Origin of the sequence: Thiorhodovibrio winogradskyi (genome assembly GCF_036208045.1) — a bacterium.
Lineage (GTDB): Bacteria > Pseudomonadota > Gammaproteobacteria > Chromatiales > Chromatiaceae > Thiorhodovibrio > Thiorhodovibrio winogradskyi.
In genome coordinates this window covers 1,483,296-1,501,005 of record NZ_CP121472.1, presented here as the reverse complement: position 1 = coordinate 1,501,005, position 17,710 = coordinate 1,483,296, and the positions used below count along the sequence as shown (strand labels likewise).

The 17,710-nt window shown below is 60.0% G+C and carries 11 protein-coding genes; 9 read left to right on the top strand and 2 right to left on the bottom strand.

Features of this window, described 5'->3' with window-relative positions:
* The first annotated feature begins 7 nt into the window (after positions 1-7).
* The 9 genes from Thiowin_RS06785 (at position 8) to Thiowin_RS06745 (ending at position 15,920) form a co-directional block, all read left to right on the top strand.
* Positions 8-943, top strand: a complete 936-nt coding sequence (locus tag Thiowin_RS06785; protein WP_328986986.1) for a PhnD/SsuA/transferrin family substrate-binding protein — start codon at positions 8-10, stop codon at positions 941-943.
* The gene (locus tag Thiowin_RS06780; RefSeq protein ID WP_328986985.1) at positions 940-4,173 is read left to right on the top strand and encodes a response regulator; all 3,234 of its coding nucleotides are present in this window, start codon (positions 940-942) and stop codon (positions 4,171-4,173) included. The genes Thiowin_RS06785 and Thiowin_RS06780 overlap by 4 nt, the downstream gene beginning before the upstream one ends.
* Entirely contained in the window at positions 4,170-6,458 is a 2,289-nt protein-coding gene (locus Thiowin_RS06775) for an ATP-binding protein (RefSeq protein ID WP_328986984.1), read from the top strand. Before Thiowin_RS06780 ends, Thiowin_RS06775 begins: the two co-directional genes overlap by 4 nt.
* Positions 6,451-7,695, top strand: coding sequence for an ABC transporter substrate-binding protein (locus tag Thiowin_RS06770; protein ID WP_328986983.1), 1,245 nt, complete (start codon positions 6,451-6,453; stop codon positions 7,693-7,695). The genes Thiowin_RS06775 and Thiowin_RS06770 overlap by 8 nt, the downstream gene beginning before the upstream one ends.
* Positions 7,692-10,250, top strand: coding sequence for a PAS domain-containing hybrid sensor histidine kinase/response regulator (locus Thiowin_RS06765; RefSeq protein WP_328986982.1), 2,559 nt, complete (start codon positions 7,692-7,694; stop codon positions 10,248-10,250). The genes Thiowin_RS06770 and Thiowin_RS06765 overlap by 4 nt, the downstream gene beginning before the upstream one ends.
* Before the next feature lie 248 nt (positions 10,251-10,498).
* Positions 10,499-11,704, top strand: coding sequence for a hypothetical protein (locus tag Thiowin_RS06760; protein WP_328986981.1), 1,206 nt, complete (start codon positions 10,499-10,501; stop codon positions 11,702-11,704).
* Positions 11,705-11,829: 125 nt separating this feature from the next.
* Positions 11,830-13,116 (top strand): APC family permease, encoded by a 1,287-nt coding sequence (locus Thiowin_RS06755; RefSeq protein ID WP_408034172.1) that lies wholly within the window; start codon positions 11,830-11,832, stop codon positions 13,114-13,116.
* A gap of 294 nt (positions 13,117-13,410) precedes the next feature.
* Entirely contained in the window at positions 13,411-14,496 is a 1,086-nt protein-coding gene (locus tag Thiowin_RS06750; protein ID WP_328986979.1) for a serine hydrolase, read from the top strand.
* A gap of 137 nt (positions 14,497-14,633) precedes the next feature.
* Positions 14,634-15,920: a cation:proton antiporter gene (locus Thiowin_RS06745; RefSeq protein ID WP_328986977.1), complete on the top strand. Its 1,287-nt coding sequence runs from the start codon at positions 14,634-14,636 to the stop codon at positions 15,918-15,920.
* 115 nt (positions 15,921-16,035) lie between these two features.
* Here Thiowin_RS06745 and Thiowin_RS06740 read toward each other — a convergent pair whose 3' ends face one another.
* A complete protein-coding gene (locus tag Thiowin_RS06740; RefSeq protein WP_328986976.1) occupies positions 16,036-17,298 on the bottom strand; it encodes an ammonium transporter in 1,263 nt (420 codons plus the stop codon).
* A gap of 25 nt (positions 17,299-17,323) precedes the next feature.
* Positions 17,324-17,662 carry a P-II family nitrogen regulator gene (locus Thiowin_RS06735; RefSeq protein ID WP_328986975.1) on the bottom strand — a complete coding sequence of 113 codons (339 nt, stop codon included), beginning with the start codon at positions 17,660-17,662 and terminating at the stop codon, positions 17,324-17,326.
* Positions 17,663-17,710: the final 48 nt, after the last annotated feature.

Here is a 17,710-nt window from a genome sequence, read left to right as displayed (position 1 = left end):
ATCCAGGATGTTTAACCGCAATGTTATCGGCCTTTGCATTGCCTTCTGGTCAGGCTTGGCGGCGCCGGTCCAGCGGGGTGATCACCGGAGCACATCAGGAGTCCTGACCTGGCTGTGGTTGTTGCTGCTTTTGGGCCTGTTCTGGCAGCAAGCGTCTGGGCAGCCGCTGGTGTTTGCCCCGCTGCCATTGGAAAACCCGTCCCTAACCCAGATGCGCAACCAGCCTCTGGCCGATCTGCTCGCCCAGTTGCTCCAGCGCCCAGTGGAGATGCGGCTGTGTCGCGATCATGCCTGCCTGATTGATGCGCTGGCCCAGGGTGAGATCGATCTGGCCGAGCTTGGCCCTTTGCCCTATCTGCTGGCGCGTGATCGGCTGCCCGCGCTGCAACCTGTGGTGAGTGTTCGCGAGTCCGATGGCCAGGCGAGTTATCGCTGCGTGCTGGTCGCGCCAGTCGATGGCCTGCAATCCCTGGCGCCGCTCGCCAGCCCTGACTCACCACCCAAGGTCGCGTTCACTCGCGCGGAATCGACCTGCGGCCCCTCCGCCAGTTTCTGGCTGCTGGCCGAGCATGGCGTCGAACCCGCATCCATCGCGGCAACCTATGCGGGCGGGCATGATGAAGTGGCGCTGGCGGTGCTGCGCCAGCTTTTTTCCCTTGGCGGGGTCAAGGACAGCGTGGCGCGGCGTTTTCACGGCCTGGGACTGCGGGTACTGGCCACTTCCGAGCCCATGCCCGGCTTTGTGCTCGCGGCGCGGTTGGAGCGGCTGACGCATGCCGAACTGGCGCGGTTGCGCACCACCCTGATGCAGCTGCCAGACATGCAGCGCGACCGCTTGCAGAGCGGCCGCGCCGGCTTTACGGACTTCGATGCCAGCCTGTTCGAGCAGGTCGAGACCATGCGCGCCTTTTCCGCCCCCTATCTGCAGCGGATCGCGCCATGACGCAGGTGCCCTGGTCGCGCTCGGCCGGCGCCCGTCGCCGCCAGGGACTGGCGTTGCTGATTGGCGCCGTGGTGCCCTTGGGGCTACTCGCCACCGCCATTCTGGCCAGCGAACGCGACCGCGCGGTTGCGAGCCTGCTGGAGCGCGATTTGCTGACACTGCACGTGAGCTGGCGGGCAACCCAGACCCTGCAGCGCAACAGTGTCGCGACCTATTTCGAGGAATATGTCGATCAACCGCGCACCCTGGAGCTGCTCCAGGCGACGAGCGATCCGGCGCGGATCGACCTCGCCCGTCTGCAACTTTTCCGGCACCTGAGCCCAGCTTACGAACGCATGGTCGAACGCGGCCTGCGCCAATTTCATTTTCATCGCCCTAATGGCGACAGCCTGCTGCGCTTCCATCATCCGGCGCGCTTTGGCGATAATTTGCTTGATGCGCGTGACTCCATTCGCCTTGTCAATACCGAGCTAAAACCGGTTTTCGGGTTTGAAGTGGGCCGGGTGGTCTCAGGCTATCGCAGCGTCTATCCCATTCTCGACGCGCGGGGCAGGCATCTGGGCAGCGTCGAACTTAGCCTGCCATTCAAGGTGCTGATGGAGGAATTGCAGGCGCTGATGCCGACCTATGTGTTCCAGTTGCTCTTGGATACAGAGCGTCAACGCGCCATCCTGTTTGACGAACAGCAAAGTCTCTACGAACCCTGGCCAGCCTCGGCGCGGTTTCTGATCGAGGACCCCCACCGCCTGCGCCCGGATTCGCCGCCGCCCCTGCCGGACTTCATGGGGCCAGTGCTCGCGGCCCTGCGTGACCAGCCTGAATGTCTCGATCATCTGGAACAGGGCCGCGAGGGCGCCTTCCGTCTGCGCGCGCAGGGGCGCGACTATGCGGTGCTGCGCACCCCGGTGTTTGATCCGGGGCAACGTCAGGTTGGTTTGCTAGTGGCCTATGTCGAGGAGCCTGAGTTCCGCGCGCTTGACCGGGCCTTTCACCTGCGTCTGCTCGGCATGGTGGCTGGATTGGCAACGCTGTTCATTGTCCTGTGGCTGCTGCTGCGGGCGCTCGAAGCGCGTCTCGATGAGCGCAACCGGCTCAAAGTCATCGCCGACACCATGGGCCAGGGGCTCTATCTGACCGATGGCGAGGAGCGTGTTCTCAGCATCAACCCCTATGGTCGCGAGCTGCTGGGCTACGCCGAGCCGGCCGTGATCGGCCAGGGGGCCCATGACCTCTTCCATCGCCACCAGGACAACGCCTTTACCTCCAGCGCGACCTGTCCCATCGTCACGGCGGTGCGCGCCGGGCGCGAATACCGCGAGGAAACCCGCTTTCGCCACGCCGATGGGCGCTTGATCGATGTGTTGGTGATCAGTCGACCGCTGCTGCCGGAAGGGCGCTATGTTGGCGCGGTCACGGTGTTCGAGGACATTTCCGAGCGCAAAGCGGCCGAGGCCAAACTCGCTGCCTATGCCCAGGAGTTGGAATGCAAGACCATTGAGCTCGATCTGGCCGTGGCGCTGGCGCGCCAGGCCAACCAGGCGAAAAGCGAGTTCCTCGCCAACATGAGCCACGAAATCCGTACCCCCATGAATGGCGTCATTGGCATGACCCATCTGCTACTCGACACCGAATTGGACGAGCGACAACGCGCCTATGTCGACACCATTCAGTCCAGCGGCGAGAGCCTGGTGGGACTGATCAACGACATTCTGGATCTCTCCAAGATTGAAGCCGGTCAAATCGAACTGGAAAGCCTGGCGTTCGATCTGCATGCACTCTTGGATGCCGTCACCGCCACTCTGGCTCTGCGCGCCGCGGACAAAGGGCTGGAGTTGATCTGCTCCGCCGCCCCCGATGTTCCCGTGCAGCTGCGGGGCGATCCCGGGCGCTTGCGTCAGATCCTGCTCAACCTGGCCGGTAATGCCATCAAGTTCACCCATGAGGGCGAGGTTGCCGTGCTAATTACCCTGGCCGAACCCCTGACCGAACCCCAGGCGGCAACCCCTGGCAGGGTGCGCCTGCGCATGGTGGTGCGCGACACCGGCATTGGTATTCCGGCGGCAAAACTCGACCGGCTGTTTCAGAAATTCAGCCAGGTGGATGCTTCTACCACTCGGCAATATGGCGGCACGGGTCTTGGTCTGGCGATTTCGCGCCAGTTGGTCGAACTCATGGGCGGGGAGATCGGCGTGACCAGCGCACCGGGTCAGGGCTCGGAGTTTTGGCTAACCCTGCCGCTTGATTGCCTGGAGAGCGCCAAGAGCGCGCCCCCCGCCTTGCCCCTGGATTTACCGGCACTGATCGTCGCTCACAATGATAGCCTGTGCGATGTGCTCGACACCCACCTGGCCGCCAGGGGCCTGGCGCCCAAGATCGCCCGCGACGCTCCGGGCGCGCTGACGGCCTGTTACCAGGCGTTGGAGGCAGACAAGCCCTACCAACTGGCCGTGATCGACCAGCGCCTGCCAGGCATGGACGGCCTGGCCCTGGCGCGCGCCCTGCGCACCGACACGCGCTTTGCCCACATGCCTCTGGTGCTGCTCAGCACCTTCAACACCCAGTTGGCCGCCGCGGACTTGCCGCCCGGCACCCTCCTGCTGAGCAAACCCATCCGTCTGAGCGCCATGCAAGAGGCGCTGGTCCAATTGCTGGGCCAAGCTCCCGATGCCAGTCCCACTGCGGCGTCAGCCAGTCCCGGGAGTGATTCAGCAGCTGATGTGGGAATTGATTTGGGAGCTGATTTGGGAGCTGATTTGGGAATAGGATCGGGAACTGAACCGGGGACGGATTCCCAGCCCTTCGCCGCGCGCGCGGCGCGCATCCTGTTGGCCGAGGATAACACAATCAATCAACAGGTCGCTCTCGGCATCCTCAAAGGCTTCGGCCTCGGCGCCACAGTTGTCGCCACCGGATACGAGGTGCTCGCGGCCCTCCGCGACCAGCCCTTCGATCTGGTGCTGATGGATGTGCAGATGCCGGAACTCGACGGCCTTGAGGCCGCGCGCCGTATCCGTGCCACCATGGACGGAAGCCTGCCGCGCGAGATTCCCATCATCGCCATGACCGCCCACGCCATGCAGGGCGACCGCGAGCGCTGTTTGGATGCCGGCATGAACGGCTATCTGACCAAACCCATCAACCCACTGCGTCTGCGAACCATGCTGCGCACCTGGCTGCCGCTGATCGCGGAGACCCCATCCGTCAACCCAAGTAAAGAAGCATCCGCATGACTGCCATCATCGCCACGGGGTCCATGACCCAGGCATCGGCCACCGCCGCCAAACCGCGCCCGCGTCGCCCCCGACGCTTGGGTGGCGCGGTGCTATTGCTGGTATTGCCGGTTACCCTAGTGGTGTTCGCCGTGCTCGGCGCATCGGTCTTCACCCTGGTGCGCCACACCCTGGACGCTCGGCTCAACGCCAACGTGCTGGAGCTGGCCCACCACAGCGAGGACATTTTGCGCGACACCCTGAACATGTTACGCAACCAGGCCCGAGCCCTGGCCGGCAACAATCTGGTCATCAACGGCCTGATCGACACCCAGGATCGCTACCGCTATCTGCCCACGCTGTTTCGCTCATTGGAGCGGGTAGCGGGCACCGAGGCCAGCGGCTACTTTGCCATGCTTGATTTTCAGGGCCGGGAGATTCTCTCCAACCAACAGAGGACGCCCGCTGCGTTGCCGGTGTCGGAGATCGCGCATGCGATCGATGCGGGCGTTGAGTTTTTGCGCTTCGACCGGGAGGGGCTGGTCTTCGCCACCCCCATTCTTGTCCATGGCGCCCCTGAGGGTGCGGTGGTGATCGCGCTGCCGTTCGCGGGTCTACCCGAGTTGCTGGCCAGTTGGAATCGACGCGAACACGCTATTTCCCTTAGAACAGCGACTGGTGAGCGGCTATTCACCAACCGCTATCAGCACGCGCAAGCGGATGCGGCGTCCATTTTGGCACAACCCGGCTGGGTCGCGGTGTCGACCACCGCGAACATCCTGGGACTCGCAACCCTAGTGGTCGAGGTGGGGCTGCCACGCGCCCAGGTCGACACTGGCCTGCGCACCCTGAAACACTCCTGGTTGTTATTGATGGCACTGGCGCTGATGAGCGTGACGAGTGCCATTTTGCTTGCCACTCACCTGACCGCACGGCCAGTTGTGCGACTTGAGCACGCGCTGACCGACTTGGCCGCGCGCATGGACCGGGATCTGCCGGCTTGGCTCCCGGAGCCCGACGGGCCGCGCGAGGTCTATCGTCTGGCGCGGGCCTTCAATCGCGCGTTGGATGCATTACGCCGCTCGCGCGCCGATAGCGCCGCAAGCCGCCGTCTGGCGGATGCCGCCGAGCAGGCCAGCCGTGCCAAGAGCGAGTTCCTGGCCAACATTAGCCATGAGTTGCGCACCCCCATGAATGGCGTGATCGGCATGACCGAGTTATTGCTCGACACACCGCTGGATGCGGATCAGCGCGACAAGGCGAAAACCGTGCTGGAAAGCGCCGAATCCTTGCTGGCGATCATTGACGACATTCTGGATTTCTCCGCGATTGAAACCGGTCGGCTTACACTGGAACCGCGGGATTTCGATCTCCAGGATCTGCTCGGGGAGTTGAGCGACGCGCTGGCCTGGCGTGCCGCGGAAAAAGGCCTGTCGTTTCAGTACGTGATCGATCCGGCGCTTGCAACCTGGCGCCACGGCGATGACAAGCGTCTTAGCCTGATGTTAACCAAGCTGCTTGACAATGCCATCAAGTTCACCGAACAAGGCGAGGTATGCCTGACTCTGAGTCCGGTCCGGCATGCGGGCGCTGACCAGCACTGGATTGAGTTTAGTGTGCGTGATAGCGGCATGGGTATCCCGGCCGACAAGCAGGGTCTGTTGTTCCAAGCCTTCAGTCAGGTGGATGGCTCGGCCACGCGCCGCCATGGGGGTACCGGACTGGGGCTGGCCATTGTGCGCCAGCTCGTCGCGCTGATGGACGGTGGACTGGGGTTTGAAAGTGCGCCTGGGGTGGGTTCGACCTTCTGGGTGCGCCTCACCCTGGCGCCCGGGGTATCACCGCCGCCCGCGCGCGATGTCCCCCGGGGGCTACGCGGACAGGGCGTGCTGGTTGTTGACGATCAGGCTGACCAGCGCGCGCGACTTGGTGCCTTGCTCACAGCCTGGGCACTGCACCCGCTCCTGGCCGGAGATGCCGCCGCAGCCCTGCAACTGCTCTATGGGGCCAATGCCGGCCCGTCACCGCTCGGAGCATCACCTACTGTGGCGCTCATCAAGCAACAACTGCCCGGCATGGACGGCGCTTCGCTGTGCCGCGCCCTGCGCACTGACAACCGTTTTGCCGCGCTGCGCTTGGTGTTGATGACCGACTCTGGCAGAACAGGGAGTAATGCTGAATCACCCCAGGCTGCCACGGCCCTTGGCTGCGACGCCACCCTATCCGCGCCGGTTCGCGGCCGCGATCTGCACGCCTTGCTCGTGCGTTTGTTCAATGCTAATGGAGAGCCGCCCCTTGATGCCTAAAGCGCTTCGCTTCCGGTTGGCCCTTGGCCTCATCCTGTTTCAGCTCCTGCTCCTGTTCGCCGGTCTGGCGCCGGCGGCGCCGCCCATCCGTGTTGGCCTAAATGCCGATTTATCGGGCGCTGACCGCCAATCCGGCGAGGCCATCCGGCGCGGCGCCTTGGTGGCCATGGCTGAAATCAATGCCGCGGGCGGGGTGCTCGGGCGCGAACTCCAACTGGTGGAACGCGACCACCGGCGCAACCCAGCGCGCGGCCGCCATAATGTCGAGCAACTGGCGGCCGATCCCGCGGTGATCGCCATCCTCGGCGGCAAGCACACCCCCGTGATTCTCGCCGAGCTTGACAGCATTCATGACCGGGGCATCCCCTATCTGGTGCCCTGGGCAGCCGGTTCCGGGCTGATGACCCATGGACACCAGCCCAATTATGTCTTTCGTCTGTCACTCAACGACGCCTTTGTCGGCGAACTATTGGTGGAGCATGCGCTGGAGCGCGGTCTGGTCCGACCCGGCCTGCTGCTGGAACAAACCGGCTGGGGCCGCTCCAACGAGCGCGCCCTTCTTGCCGCGCTCGATGCCCGGGAACTGCGTCCGGCGCGGGTGGAATGGTTCAACTGGGGTGAGCGGGACTTTGCTCCGGCCCTGGAACGTCTGACCGCCGCCGAGGCCGACAGCCTGATCTTTGTCGGCAACGCGCCTGATGGCGTGCATCTGATTGACGCGCTGCTGGCGCGGCCCGCGTCCGCGCGGCTGCCGGTCATTTCCCATTGGGGCATCGCCGGTGGTGATTTTGCCGCGCCTCTGGGCGCGCGCCTGGACGCGGTGGATCTGGTGTTTCCCCAGACCTTCTCCTTTCTCGACCCGCCGCGCCCGCCGCGCGCCGAACGGGTGCTGCGCCGCTACCGCGAGCAATTTCCGCCCCTGGTCGGGCAAACGCTGGCCAATGACCCAAATGACCCAAATGACCCAGTGAAGACCCCCACCGGCTTCGCCCATGCCTACGATCTTGTCCATCTTCTCGCCCTTGCCATCACCCAGGCGGGGAGCACCGATCGGAAAATAGTGCGCGGGGCGCTCGAGCAGCTGCCGGCTTATGCCGGTTTGGTGCGTGACTATGACCCCGCCTTCAGCGCCAAAAGCCATGACGCCCTTGGTCCAGAGGATGTGAACATGGCGCGTTTCATCGCCGGTGCGATTGTGCCGCTGCGCCACGCGACTGCCGGAGGAGCATCTCAATGACGACCACGCCCGTTGCCGCTTCTCCCAAGCTGGCCAACCCTCCCCACGAACACGATCACCTACTCGGCAATCTTTCCCGTCTGGTGCCGGGCGTTCTCTATCAGTATCGCCTCTATCCCGACGGTCGCAGCGCTTTTCCCTTTGCCTCCGAGCATATCCGCGATATCTACGAGGTCACCCCCGAGGAAGTGCGCGAGGATGCCGGTGCGGCCATCGCCCGCTTGCATCCCGAGGATGTTGATCGGGTCATGGCGTCGATTCATAGCTCGGCCGAGCAACTCAGCCGCTGGGAATGCGAATACCGGGTGCGCCTGCCAGGCCGGGGGGAACGTTGGCTGCGCGGCCAGGCCAATCCGCAGCGCCTCAAGGATGGCAGCACCCTGTGGCATGGGCATATTGGCGATATCACGGACTATAAGATTGTCGAACAGGCGCTGCGCGTGACTAACGACTCGCTGCAACTCGCCAAGGCCGAGGCCGAGGCGGCCAATCGCGCCAAGAGCGACTTCCTCGCCAACATGAGCCACGAAATCCGAACCCCGATGAATGGCGTGATCGGCATGACCGGGCTATTGCTCGACACCGAACTGAACGCTGATCAGCGCCACTACGCCGAGAGCGTGCGCATCAGTGCCGAGTCCCTGCTCAGCTTGATCAACGACATTCTGGATTTCTCCAAGATCGAAGCCGGCAAATTGGAACTTGAGACACTGGACTTTGATCTCGAGGAACTGCTCGATGACTTCACCACCACTCTGGCCTATCGGGCGCAGGATCAGGGGCTGGAATTTCTCTGCGCCGCCGATCCCGAGGTACCCACCCGGCTGCGCGGGGACCCCGGGCGGCTGCGCCAGATTCTGCTCAATCTCGCTGGCAACGCGCTCAAGTTCACCAGCCAGGGTCTGGTGAGTGTGCAGGTATCTATCGGCGAGCCGCCGGCGGCCGCCAATGGCGCGGTTTTGCTGCGGTTTCGCGTCACTGATACCGGCATTGGGATTCCGCCAGACAAACGTGAGCGACTCTTTCAAAAATTCTCTCAGGTGGACACATCCAACAGCCGCGAGTACGGCGGCACTGGCCTGGGATTAGCCATTTCCCGGCAACTGTGCGAACTCATGGGTGGTGCCATTGGCGTGGACAGCATCGCGGGTCAGGGTTCAACCTTTTGGTTCACCGCGCGCTTTGAACTGCAATCCCAGGCCCGCAACGAACCACCGCCAGAGCTTGCCCGGCAGCGGGTTCTCATTGTCGATGACCATGCGAACAATCGCGAGATTCTGGGCCGACGGCTGGAGGCTTGGGGCCTGCGCCCGAGCGAGGCAACCGATGGCCCCGGCGCGCTGCGTCTGATCTACCAGGCCTTGGATGCCGGCGAACCCTTTACCGCCGCCTTGCTTGATCTGCAACTGCCCGGCATGGATGGGATCAACCTTGGTCGCGCGCTGCGCTCGGACCCGCGTCTGGCCGAGCTGCGACTGGTCCTGCTGCCTTCCCTGACACTCGCTGGCAAGACGGCGGATTACCTGGACATGGGCTTTGACGCCTGCCTGCCCAAACCCATTCGCCATCAGGATTTGCGCCGCCTGCTTGGCGAGTTATTCCGTCCCGCCGCGCCCGCCCAACCCGAGTCTCCAGCGGCGGAGCGCGCACCGCGGCGCCTGGAGCAAAGCGCGATCTCCGGCGGCCTAAGCGGTGGCCTAAACAGCAACCGAGGCGGTGAGCAAAGCCACCGTGGCCGGGTGCTGTTGGCCGAGGACAACCAGATCAACCAGCAGGTCGCGCTCGGTCAGCTCCGCCGCATGGGCGTGCGCGCCGATGCCGTGGCCAATGGCCTGGAAGTGATCGAATCCCTGCGCCAGATCCCTTACGACCTGGTGCTGATGGATGTGCAGATGCCTGAACTCGATGGCCTGGACGCCACCCGCCGCATTCGCGATCCGCGCACCGGTGTCCTGAACCCCGGCGTACCCATTGTCGCCATGACCGCGCATGCCATGCAGGGCGACCGCGAGCACTGCCTGAGCGCTGGCATGGATGACTATCTGACCAAACCGCTCAATGTCCCGGCACTCACCAAGGCCCTGGCACACTGGTTACCGGTCGCGGAATTGCTCGCGCCGCAAACGCCAGCCGCCGAGGCTCCAAAGGCACCCGCTATCGATTCACTGATTGATCCAGTAATCGACCCGATGACCACCCCAGCGCTCGACTGGAGCGAACTGCTCGCGCGTCTCGGGGGCGACCGCGACTTCGCACGCGATCTGTTGACCCAATTCCTGGCTGGGTTACCCCCTCAAATCGCGCGCATCCGCCACGCCCTGCATGCCGAGGATGGCGGAATCTTGCTTCGCCATGCCCATAGTCTGCGCGGTGCGGCCGCCAATATCAGCGCCACGCGCCTCCGCGACATTGCCGACACTATCGAGCAGGCCTGCATGCGCGACGACTTGGATTCCGCGCGCGCGGCCAGCGACGAACTGGAAGCTGCTGCCGAAGCGCTATGGCAAGCGAGCCGCGAGGAGGCAGGGGTTATCCCGCTCACGCGGATGAGTTGAGGATGCTTGATTCAATCGCCCCAAAGTGCCAGAGCTGGTATTCCTCGACACCTTGCTGTGCGCCCTCACCTCGCGCTGGCGGCGGATCAGGCACGCGCCCGGGTGGTGGCTGATCGCGAGCTTCGAGGATCGAATCAGACTTGTTAACGATAGGATTCCTTAAACATAATGAAAAATTGTGATTGTTTCTATTTTGTAGTTCAGGTTAGCCAATGAAAAACCAGGGATTCCCGGCCTCAAGTTCATGGATGCTGTGTATTGGGTGGATTCTCATTACCGCCCTTGCCTGCATGCCAGCCGCCGCGCAGCCCGGTGATGCCGCCCGCTACCTGGCAGGACTGCCGTTACCCGAACATTCGACTTATCAATCACTCGTCGATGATGAGTGGCAAAGTTACCAAGAGTCCTTTAATACGGCTTGGCAGGCGCTTGAACAGGACCGCTTTCAGCCCATGCGCGATTGGCAGGCGCAGGTCTTGGCGTCGGAGATTCTTCCTGACTTGCCGGTCTATTATCCATTTGGAGGTCCGGACATGATTCATGCGCTGATGCTTTATCCGCACAGCCAGGATTACCTCTTGTTTGGGCTTGAGCCACCCGGCTCGCTTGAGCTTCACCCGGATGCAACGCCCGAGGAGCGACATCAACTCCTCGACGCCGTGCAATGGGCGCTGCGTGATATCTATCAGCGAGGCTATTTTATTACCGGTCGCATGTCGAGCGACCTGAACCGGCGCGAGCTTGATGGAGTGTTGCCGCTTCTGTTGGTCTTTATCGCCCGCGGCGGCTATGAGGTGCTAGCGATAGAGCACGGGTGGCTATTGCCCGATGGCCGTTTTGACACCAACACATCCGAGCATTTATCGCGGGGCCTTGTAACCGACGATGCCGATGCGTCGCCTGACGAATCGCGCGACCCAAGGCCAGCGGACTGTGCGAACATCCCAGGGGTGCGCGTTCGATTTCGGGCCAACGACAACAGCCCGGAAAAACAGGTAACCTATCTGCGGCTCGACGTATCTGACGCCGGTCTTAAGGATTGTAGGGCACTGGAGACCTATGTCACGGGCCTGGGTCCAACCAATACCTTCATTAAATCCGCATCCTATCTACTGCATTATGCCACTTTCAGCCGCGTCCGGAGGCTAACGCTCGCGGTCAGTGACTCGGTTTTTCAAGATGATACCGGAATACCCTATCGTGACTTCGACCAGGCCGACTGGGATATTCTCTTGTTCGGCCGTTATACCACGCCAATTCGTGACTTCAGCGGTGTCTTTCAGCCGGATCTGAATCAAGCTTACATGACAAAAGCCCATTCCATCGACAATTTACCCTTCAGCATGGGATACCACTGGTGGACATCCGCGCAGAATCATCTTATTGCCCGCCGCCGCCAGCCCTTGGCCAAACCCGCGTCCAAGGAGAACGCAGGATCCCTCTCCCGCCCTTAAAGGCAACGCATCGCGCCTCCCTGTGCTAACCTCCACGTTCTCTCCATTCGCCAGCCCCATCACTTGACATGCCTTCGAAACCCGCCATTGGAGTCTCCGCGGCCGCCGCGGTCGTCGTAGCCAATATGATTGGCACCGGAGTCTTTACCAGCCTCGGTTATCAGGTCATTGACATTCAGTCACCCCTTGCCGTGCTGGCACTCTGGATCATTGGCGGTCTGGTCGCGCTATGCGGCGCCCTGGTATACGCTGAACTCGGCGCGCGAATGCCCCGCTCCGGTGGTGAATATCACATGCTGTCGCGGATCTATCATCCCGTGATCGGTTTTCTAGCTGGTTTTATCTCAATCGCTGTCGGTTTCGCGGCGCCGGTCGCGGCGGCCGCAATCGCAATGTCGAGCTATTTGACGTCAGTTTTGGGGCTAAATACCCATGGCCCATGGATGACGAGTATCGCGGTGATCGCGGTCATGGCGGTCACATTCATTCATCTTTTCCCACTTCGTACCATTGGCCTGTTTCAGATCCTGGTCACCACGCTAAAGGTGATCTTGGTGCTGTTGTTCATCTTGTTTGGCTTTGCCTTGGCAACACCACAACCCATCTCCTTTGCTTATTCACCAGCAGTAGTTCCCGAAATCCTGTCCAGTGAGTTCGCCGTGTCCCTGGTCTATGTCATGTATGCTTACTCTGGCTGGAATGCGGCCATCTATATTGCCTCTGAAATTCACGAGCCAAGACGCAATTTACCCATTGCATTGATTGGCGGCACCAGCGCGGTCATGCTGCTCTATACGCTATTGAACGCGGTCTTTCTCTACAGCGCCCCAATCTCGGAAATGGCCGGACAAACAGAAGTTGGCTATATCGCCGCGCGCCATATCTTTGGCGAGACAGCCGGAGTCGCGATGAGCTTGCTGATCGCTTTTGGACTCATTTCGACCATCAGCGCCATGACCTGGGCCGGACCTCGGGTCTTGCAAACCATGGGCGAAGACTATGCCATCTTCGCCGCTTTTCAACGCGCTAATCGTAATGGTGTTCCTTACCTTGCTCTATTGTTCCAGTTTGTGGTCGTCTGTTACCTGATCCTATCCTCTTCCTTCGAGGCAATTCTCATTTACATCGGTTTTACCCTGTCCTTGTCCGTTTTTCTAACCGTCATTGGGCTATTCATCGTGCGGGCGCGCGATCAGCAACGACCACAGCATTACCTAACCTGGGGCTATCCCTGGACACCCCTGATCTTTCTCATCATCACGGGCTGGATGTTGGTGTTCCTGTTGTGGGAGAAACCTATTGAATCCATTGTCGGACTGGCAACCGTCCTCAGCGGACTTTTGTTGTATGCCTGGAATAGTCACCTGAATTCACGCATGACGCGAAGGGTCGCAGCCGCGCTGACTGACTAGCTTTCACGGCGTACCAGTGTCACTCACGATTGAGTATTGAGCCACCTTTTATTCACAATGTCACAGAAGGCTTGCGAGCACCAACACATCATCATGTTTGCACCCTGCCCAAAAGCCTACCTGCCACTGCTCGCTTTGATTGCCTTGGTGATCTACGGATTTCCGCTACTTCAGGGCTGCTCCATGTCATCCGCGAAATCCGACCACAGTGCCAGTAGAAACTCGGGTTCCCATACCGACCCAAGAATGACGCTCAGGCAGGCATCTTTTCCTTCCAAGGAATCCGAGGTGCTAATGCAAATCCTGCAAACTGATCCCCTGCTACGCGATTACATTGAAAATTCCGAGAGATATCGAATACAAATAATCTTTACCCAGATCGAGCGCAAGCCCTCGAATCGCCCGCGCTTGATCAATTCAAGCTTTCACCAGGACGAGCACTACTATTATCCAGCCAGCCTGGTGAAGTTGCCCATCGCGCTCTTCGCACTCGAGCGACTCAAGGAGCTGGGTTTAAGCAAAGAAAATCAGTTTAAAATTGTTCCGGCAAATCAATGCAGTCAGTACCCGGCCGATAGCTGCAATAGCGTCCAGGAGTGCATTGAACAGATCTTCATCTACAGCAATAACGACGCTTATAATCGGCTGTTTGAATTCTTGGGACAAGACAGAATCAATAACCGCCTGCGCACGCTTGGTTATCAGGGCAGGATTCACCGCCGCTTTAAACCCGGCTGCGGTGGCGACCTCGGCGACACAACTGGCGCCGTCACCTTTTTTGATCAGGCTGGCAATATCCGCCACCAACAAGCATCGCGGACAGCTAGACACGTGGCGACGCCACCGCGAGGGGACATGCGCGTCGGACGAAAAACCCGCACGGCACTGGGAACCTTGAATGAACCCATGGATTTTTCGGACAAGAATTATCTTCCGCTTGGCGATCTCCATCAGATGTTGATCGCCCTGGTCGAGCCATGGGTTGCCGCGGAACAACATCGCTTTTCGATCAGTGAGAAGGATCGCGCTTTCTTGCTAAAAACCATGGCAATGCGACCGAGAGATGCCGGAGGCAGCCAACCGGACAGCTTTCGCAAGTACCTTCTGGTTGGAGGACTGGAGCGAATGCCGCATGATCTCCAGATTATGAATAAAGTAGGTCTGTCCTATGGCTTTGTGTCCGATGTTGCCTACATCCGTGATATGTCACAGGGTGTCGATTTTTTTCTATCGGCGAGCATCTATACGAATAAAAATCAGATCATGAACGATGGCCAGTATGAGTACGAGACCATTGCCTATCCTTTCATGCGTGCTCTCGGTCAAGCTGTCCTTCGCTATATGCGCGATAGCGCGAGGGATACTTCCGTTGATCACTAACGCCAGACCTTTGCTTGACTCTAGTGTGCCTCGAACTCTAGTGACCATCGATTAGATCTCGAGCCTGGTTTCATGGCCAGCCGCAACGAAATGATGACATCCGAACCAAACCCGAGGCTTTGCCAGGAGCTGAAAATATGAGTCTGTTTGACATCATCGCGGTATTGATCTCCTTGTCGGCGGTCTTCAGTTGGATCAACGCCCGCTTTCTAAAGCTACCGACAGCGATCGGTCTGATGATGATGGCGTTAGCGCTCTCGCTGGCGCTGCTGTTGCCATTTCCGCTCAATGAGCATATCGCACTTGACGCACGAGTGTTGCTTTCAGGCGTTGATTTTAATGCCACGGTTTTGCATGGCATGCTGAGTTTTCTGCTATTCGCCGGTGCTCTACATGTCAATATTCATGACCTGGCACAACACCGCAATACCATCGCCGCTCTCTCAACACTGGGCGTTGTCCTGGTCACGATCATTGTTGGCCTTTCCTCTTATCTGGTCTTTCTTTTGCTGGGGTTCGACATTCCCCTGCTCTATTGCTTGCTGTTCGGGGCGCTGATATCGCCAACTGACCCGATCGCTGTCCTGGGGGTGCTGAAAAGCGCTGGTGCACCGAAAAGCCTTGAGACCAAAATCACCGGTGAGTCACTGTTCAATGATGGTGTAGCAGTGGTGCTCTTCATGGTGCTCTTTGATATTGCCATTGGAGGGCAGCAGATTCACTTGGACCATGTGCTGGTGTTGTTTGCGCAAGAGGCGATTGGTGGGGCGCTCTTCGGACTGATGGTTGGACAGATTGCTCTCGAAATGCTAAAGCGTATTGACAACTATCAGGTGGAAGTCTTGCTGACGCTTGCCGTCGCTAGTGGTGGCTATGCACTGGCCGAGCATGTTCATCTATCGGCCCCCATTGCCGTGGTCGTTGCCGGCTTGATGATTGGTAATCAGGGACGCCATGGCGCCATGTCGATGAAAACGCGCGAGCACCTGGATTCATTCTGGGAACTGGTGGATGAATCCCTTAACGCTGTGCTTTTCGTGCTGATTGGGCTTGAAGTCCTTGCCTTGACGCTTGGGGAGAACTATTTGCTCGCCGGCGCACTGATTATCCCATTGGTGTTGATGGCTCGCGCGCTGAGCATTGGTGTACCACTTGGGCTTTATCGCGGATTTCGAAATCTCTCCCCTGGTACTATCGCGATACTGACCTGGGGCGGCATTCGAGGCGGCATCTCTGTCGCCCTGGCGCTCTCCTTGCCACCTGGCGGCATCCGTGACCTCATCCTCACCGTCACTTACATGATCGTGGTGTTCTCCATTATGGTTCAGGGACTCACCCTGACCCCGGTGATTCGCGCATTTGAGCACAAGGCAAATCGTGAGTTTGGTGCCCCGGCGCCAGAGGAAAACAAGCTACAGCCGTGACCCCGGTGCCGTACTTTATGCTTGAAGTTCATTCTTTTGTGTTTGAGTTAAACCTGAGCACAAAAAACGGGGCCCGAAGGCCCCGCTGCCAGCATGATGCGGTCTTAGCGCAGCATCACTTCCCAGCCTTGACAAACTCCGGATAGGCCTCAAGCCCACATTCGCCAATATCGACACCTTCGTACTCTTCTTCCTCGCTGACGCGCAGCCCCATGGCCAGCTTGATCAGGAACCACACCAGCAATGAGCTGGCGAACACCCAAGCCAGGATGCTAAAGAGTCCAATAAACTGCGCGACAAAGGACGCCTCGCTATTGGTCAGAGGCACGGCGATCAGGCCCCACATACCGACCACGCCATGGACGGAGATGGCGCCGACTGGATCATCGACACGCAGCTTGTCCATGGTGACGATGGCATAGACGACGATCACGCCACCAACACCGCCAATTAGGGTCGCGGCGATGGGAATTGGCGTTAGGGGTTCGGCTGTGATGGCCACCAGGCCAGCCAAGGCACCGTTGAGCGCCATGGTAAGATCGGCCTTGCCAAACATAATCCGCGCCGTGATCAAAGCCAGCACCAGCCCGCCAGCAGCTGCCATGTTGGTATTGACAAAGACAGCCGCCACCGCGTTGGCCTCGCCGATGTCGGAGATTTTTAGCTCCGAGCCCCCGTTGAAGCCAAACCAACCCAGCCACAGGATAAAGGTACCCAGGGTCGCCAACGGCAGGTTGGAGCCGGGGATTGCGTTGATGCTGCCGTCCTTGCCATATTTCCCTTTACGTGCGCCGAGCAGCAGAACACCGGCCAGAGCCGCGGAAGCACCGCACAGATGGACGAGGCCAGAGCCTGCAAAGTCATTGAAGCCGATCGCGTCGAGCCAGCCACCGCCCCACTTCCAATAACCTTGCACCGGGTAGATGAAGCCGGTCATGATCACCGCGAAGGCCAGGAAGGCCCAAAGCTTCATGCGCTCGGCCACGGCTCCTGAAACAATCGACATTGCCGTGGCAACGAAGACCACCTGGAAAAAGAAGTCCGCCATCAAGGAGTAATAAGTCTCGCCATCGCTCGCCAGCACCTCGGCCACTTCATGATCGCCACCAAACATGAAGCTGAAATCGAAATGCGGCAGCCAGCCTCCGGCGAAATCATCACCCGGGTACATGATTCCATAACCCATCAGCATGTACATGATGCAGGCAATGGAGAAGAGCGCGACGTTCTTGGTCAGAATTTCGGCCGTATTCTTGGCGCGAACCAGACCGGCCTCGAGCATGGCAAAGCCCGCGGCCATCCACATGACCAGCGCGCCCGAGATGAGAAAATAAAAGGTATCCAGCGCATAGGCGAGCTGTACAGTCGGTTGTTCCACTTTTGGTTCCTCCCGTGAAGTTCGCTTAAAGCGCGTCTGGACCGGTCTCGCCGGTACGGATGCGGATGACCTGATCAACTTCAAAGACGAAAATCTTGCCGTCTCCAATCTTGCCGGTGCGGGCCGCGTTGGTGACCGCCTCGATCACCTGCTCGACCAGTGCGTCGTCGACAGCGATTTCTACCTTGATTTTGGGTAGAAAATCGACGACATATTCAGCGCCGCGATAAAGTTCGGTATGGCCTTTCTGCCGACCGAACCCCTTAACCTCAATGACGGTGATGCCAGACACGCCGATGTCGGCCAGCGCCTCCCTCACGTCATCGAGCTTAAATGGTTTGATGACTGCTGTAACCAGCTTCATTGCATAAGCTCCTTAGTGTGTTGTTTTAGGGTGACCACCAGGGGCGGC